At 69.4% G+C, this 4,592-nt stretch carries 6 protein-coding genes; all 6 read right to left on the bottom strand.

Annotated elements, in window-relative coordinates:
- Positions 1 to 525, bottom strand: a 525-nt coding sequence (locus GVN67_RS28175; protein WP_368667269.1) for an SH3 domain-containing protein, incomplete at its 3' end; no start/stop codon positions are given.
- A 292-nt stretch (positions 526 to 817) separates the two neighbouring features.
- Positions 818 to 1,330 carry a translation initiation factor IF-3 gene (infC, locus tag GVN67_RS28180; RefSeq protein WP_160000623.1) on the bottom strand — a complete coding sequence of 171 codons (513 nt, stop codon included), beginning with the start codon at positions 1,328 to 1,330 and terminating at the stop codon, positions 818 to 820.
- Between the two features lie 112 nt (positions 1,331 to 1,442).
- Positions 1,443 to 3,383 (bottom strand): threonine--tRNA ligase, encoded by a 1,941-nt coding sequence (gene thrS / locus GVN67_RS28185; protein ID WP_160000624.1) that lies wholly within the window; start codon positions 3,381 to 3,383, stop codon positions 1,443 to 1,445.
- Positions 3,384 to 3,542: 159 nt separating this feature from the next.
- Positions 3,543 to 3,728, bottom strand: a complete 186-nt coding sequence (locus GVN67_RS28190; RefSeq protein WP_160000625.1) for a hypothetical protein — start codon at positions 3,726 to 3,728, stop codon at positions 3,543 to 3,545.
- Positions 3,725 to 3,883 carry a cbb3-type cytochrome oxidase assembly protein CcoS gene (gene ccoS / locus GVN67_RS28195; RefSeq protein WP_160000626.1) on the bottom strand — a complete coding sequence of 53 codons (159 nt, stop codon included), beginning with the start codon at positions 3,881 to 3,883 and terminating at the stop codon, positions 3,725 to 3,727. Before ccoS ends, GVN67_RS28190 begins: the two co-directional genes overlap by 4 nt.
- Positions 3,880 to 4,592: HAD-IC family P-type ATPase (locus GVN67_RS28200; protein ID WP_160000627.1), on the bottom strand; the 713-nt coding region annotated here is incomplete at its 5' end. The genes GVN67_RS28200 and ccoS, both read right to left, overlap by 4 nt.

Here is a 4,592-nt window from a genome sequence, read left to right on the forward strand (position 1 = left end):
GGCTCGGAGATGTCTATCAGAGACAGGCCCCGGACCACCCGGTCCACCCCAGCCAGGGCGCGGCGGCGGCGGCCCGCCCCAGCCGGGCCTCGGCCCGGGTGGTGGCGGCGGCGGGGCATAGGCCCAGCGGTCGCGCTCGCCGTACCAGGGCTGGCCGCGGTAATGGGAATCCCAGTAATGGCCGATGGTGAAACCGACGATCGGCAGCCCGATCGACGGCCCCAGATCCGGCAGCGGCAGCGGCGCCTGGGCCGGATAGCTGCTCATCGCCAGGAAGCCGCCGCGCAGCCAGCCGCGCTGCGGCCCGACCAGGATATCGCACCAGCTATAGCCATAGAGGCAGCCCAGCACCTCCACCTGCATGCCGCGCTCCAGCACGGCGACGGTGGGGTATTCCGAGGCCGGGCCGGCATGCAGGCGGATGCGGTCGATCACCACCGCCGGCGCCGCCGCGGCCGCGCCGGCCAGCAGGGGCAGGCCGACCAGGGCCAGGCCCAGGCTGTATCGCAGGGTTTGTCGCGGCATCGGCGATCCTCCTCGGCAGGCGGGCGGCGGGCGACGCGGCCCGGCGCCCTTGGGCCAGCACGGCAGGCTGCGATCCGAACCCGGCCGGCCGGCGGCCGAAGGGTGGCGGAAATGCGGCGCGGCCCGGCAGGATGAACGCCCGGGCCTTACCGGGAAATGCCCGGGGCCACCCGGCGCCCTGGCGAAAAACGAAAAAAGCCGCCCGGCGAGGGGGCGGCTCAGCAGGCGCCGCACTGCTGCGGCACGCGCGCCGGCCGGGGGCATCGCCCCGGCCCGCACGAGGGACTGGCGCTTATTTGGGCGCCAGCACCATGATCATCTGGCGGTTTTCCAGGCGCGGCATCTGCTCGACCTTGGCCATCTCGGCCAGCTCGGTGCGGATACGCTCCAGAACCTTCACGCCCAGATCCTGGTGCGCCATCTCACGGCCGCGGAAGCGCAGGGTGACCTTCACCTTGTCGCCTTCCTCGATGAAGCCCTTGGCCGCGCGCATCTTCACGTCGTAATCATGGTCGTCAATGTTCGGACGAACCTTGATTTCCTTGATCTCGACGATCTTCTGCTTCTTGCGGGCCTCGTTGGCCTTCTTCTGCTGCTCGTACTTGTACTTGCCGTAGTCGGTGATCTTGCAGACCGGCGGCACGGCGTTCGGGCTGATCTCAAGCAGATCCATGCCCAGCTCATAGGCGCGCAGCAGCGCTTCGCGCGCGCTCATCACGCCCATCATCTCGCCGGCCTCGTCAATCAGACGCACCTGCGGAACGCGGATATCCTCGTTGACGCGCGGGCCGTCGCGGGGCGGCAACTGATTCGGAATAGGGCCTCGGGCCAGAGTCGGCTCCTGTCGCTGTTGGAACGAAGTTCAACGGGTCTTATGGTGCAGCGGCAGGGCCGCTGCAACCTTTGCGCAGCGAATGCTACGCCTTCGGCGTTAGATCGGGTGGCGTGGCCTCCGCCGCAAGGGTGGCGACCGCTTCTTCCAGCGTCACCACCACCTGCTCGCGCCCAGGCAGGCGGCGCAGCACCACCTTGCCCTCTTCCGCCTCGCGCTTGCCGATCACCGCCAGCACCGGCACGCGCTGGTCGATATGGTCGACCACCTTGCGGTTGATCTTCTCGTTGCGCAGGTCGAGCTCGACCGACAGCCCGGCCTTCTGCAGGGCTGCCGCCACCTCGCGGGCGAAGGGCGCCGCGTCGTCGACGATGGTCGCCACCGCCACCTGGACAGGGGCCAGCCACAGCGGGAAGCGCCCGGCATGCTGCTCGATCAGGATGCCGAGGAACCGCTCGAACGACCCCAGGATGGCGCGGTGCAGCATGACCGGGCGGTGCCGGTTGCCGTCCTCGCCGACATAGACGGCGTCCAGCCGCTCCGGCAGCACGAAGTCGACCTGCAGGGTGCCGCACTGCCAGTCGCGGCCGATCGCGTCGCGCAGGACGAATTCCAGCTTCGGGCCGTAGAAGGCGCCCTCCCCCGGGTTCAGCTCGTATTCGACGCCGGCGGTCAGGCAGGCTTCCTTCAGCGCGCCCTCGGCCCGGTCCCAGGTGGCATCGTCGCCCGAGCGCTTCTCCGGCCGGTCGGAGAATTTCACCCGGAAGCTCTCGAAGCCGAAATCCTTGTAGATGCGCGACAGCAGCGCCACGAACTCGACCGTCTCCGAGGCGATCTGCGCCTCGGTGCAGAAGATATGCGCGTCGTCCTGGGTGAAGGCGCGCACCCGCATGATGCCGTGCAGCGCGCCCGAGGGCTCGTAGCGGTGGCAGGCGCCGAACTCCGCCATCCGCATCGGCAGCTCGCGGTAGGAGCGCAGGCCATGGTTGAAGATCTGCACATGGCAGGGGCAGTTCATCGGCTTCAGCGCCAGGATCCGGTCCTTCTCCGACTCGTCGTCGACGGTCGCGAGGAACATGTTCTCCCGGTACTTCTCCCAGTGGCCCGAGGCCTCCCACAGCCGGCGGTCGACCAGCTGCGGGGTCTTCACCTCCTGGTACTGGGTCGCGTCCAGCCGGCGGCGCATATAGTCCTGCACCTTGGTGTAGAGGCGCCACCCCTTGGGGTGCCAGAAGATCGAGCCCGCCGCCTCCTCCTGCAGGTGGAAGAGCGACATCTCCTTGCCGATCTTGCGGTGGTCGCGCTTCTCCGCCTCCTCGAGCTGCAGCAGATAGGCATCCAGCTCCTTCTGGTCGCGCCAGGCGGTGGCATAGATGCGGCTGAGCATCGCGTTGCGGTGGTCGCCGCGCCAATAGGCGCCGGCCACCTTCATCAGCTTGAAGGCGCCGCCGATATCGCCCGTGGTCCGCATATGCGGCCCGCGGCACAGGTCCAGCCACTCGCCCTGGCGGTAGATGCTGATCGGCACCTCGACCGGCAGGTCGCGGATCAGCTCGGCCTTATAGCGCTCGCCCTTGGCCTCGAAGAAAGAAATAGCCTGCTCGCGCGGCCACTCCTCGCGGATGAAGGCGGCGTTGCGGCCGATGATCTCCTTCATCTTCTTCTCGATCGCCGGGAAGTCCTCCGGCTTGAACGGCTCGTTCCGCGCGAAGTCGTAGTAGAAGCCGTTCTCGATCGACGGGCCGATGGTCACCTGCGTGCCGGGGAACAGCTCCTGCACCGCCTCGGCCAGCACATGCGCCGCATCGTGCCGGATCATCTCCAGCGCCTCGGCGTCCTTGCGGGTGATGAAGCGCACCGCCGCATCAGCCTCGATCACATGCGACAGGTCGCGCAGCTGCCCGTCGACCTGCATGGCCAGGGCCGCCTTGGCCAGCCCCGGACCAATGGAAGCCGCCACGGTAGTGCCCGTCACCGCCTCGTCAAAGACGCGGACGGACTGGTCGGGCAGCGTGATCGCAGGCATCGGTCAGGGAAATCCCAGCTTGGAAAAAGGGCGCCGGACCATGAGCGCGGCACGCCGCCCCGTCAACGGAAGAAAGCGGCAAGGCAGAAGGCCGGGGGAATGAATTCCCCCGGACCCCCTTCTTTTTTCTGTTTTGTTAGGGGCTCCGGGGGGCCGCGGTCATGCCTGATGATCCCTTTCATCATAGGTCTTCTTCACCAGCCACAGCGCGAACAGCGTCCCGAACAGGAACAGCGACAGCGCGAAGAAGGTCAGCGGGCCGTCGACCGAGGCCCCGGCCAGCAACAGGCCGACCAGCGCCAGCAGCGCGTTGAAAACCAGGAAGAAGATGCGGTTCGCGGTCATGCTTGGCCTCGCGGAGGGGTGTCGTCGAACAGGATGCGGGCGGCGGCGCCGTCCAGGTCGTCGTATTGCCGGGCGCGCAGCGTCCAGAGGAACAGGCCCAGCGCCAGCAGCCCCAGGAACAGGGCCAGCGGCACCAGCAGCAGCAGGGCGTTCATGCGGGGGCCCTTCCGGCGCGCAGCGCATTGAGGATGACGATGATCGAGGAGCTGGCCATGACCAGCGCCGCGATCAGCGGCGTCGCGTAACCCAGCACCGCGCAGGGGATGGCGACCATGTTGTAGATCAAGCTGAACCCGATGTTTTGCCGGGCCAGGCGCTGGGCGCGGCGGGCGACGCGGATGGCATAGGGCAGCGCCGACAGCCCCTCGCCGCGCAGCACCAGGTCGGCCACCGTCTGCGCCAGGTCGGTGGCGCCCTCCGGGGTCGCCGAGACATGCGCCAGGGCCAGCGCCGCCGCGTCGTTGATGCCGTCGCCCAGCATCAGCGGGCGGTGGCCGGCGACCACCAGTGCCGCGATCCGCTCGGCCTTGGCGGCGGGGGTGGCGCGGGCCTGCCAGGGGCCGATGCCGGTGGCCTCGGCGACGGCCTCGACCGCGGGGGCGGCGTCGCCCGACAGCAGCTCCGACGGCAGGCCGAGCCCGGCCAGCGCCGCGACCGCCGCCGCGGCATCCGGGCGCAGCCGGTCGGCGAAGCGGAAGGGCACCGGCGACAGGCCCGGGCGGTCCAGCCACAGGGTCTGGCCTTCATCCTCCTGCGCCAGGCCGATGAAGGGGGCGCTGCCCAGGCGGACGGCGCCGGCGCGCAACCCCTGGCCGGGCAGCTCTTCCACCCCCTCGGGCGCGGCGGGGGCGTCGGGGCAGGCGG

Source organism: Roseomonas sp. 18066 (assembly GCF_902706185.1).
Classification (GTDB): Bacteria; Pseudomonadota; Alphaproteobacteria; order Acetobacterales; family Acetobacteraceae; genus Pseudoroseomonas.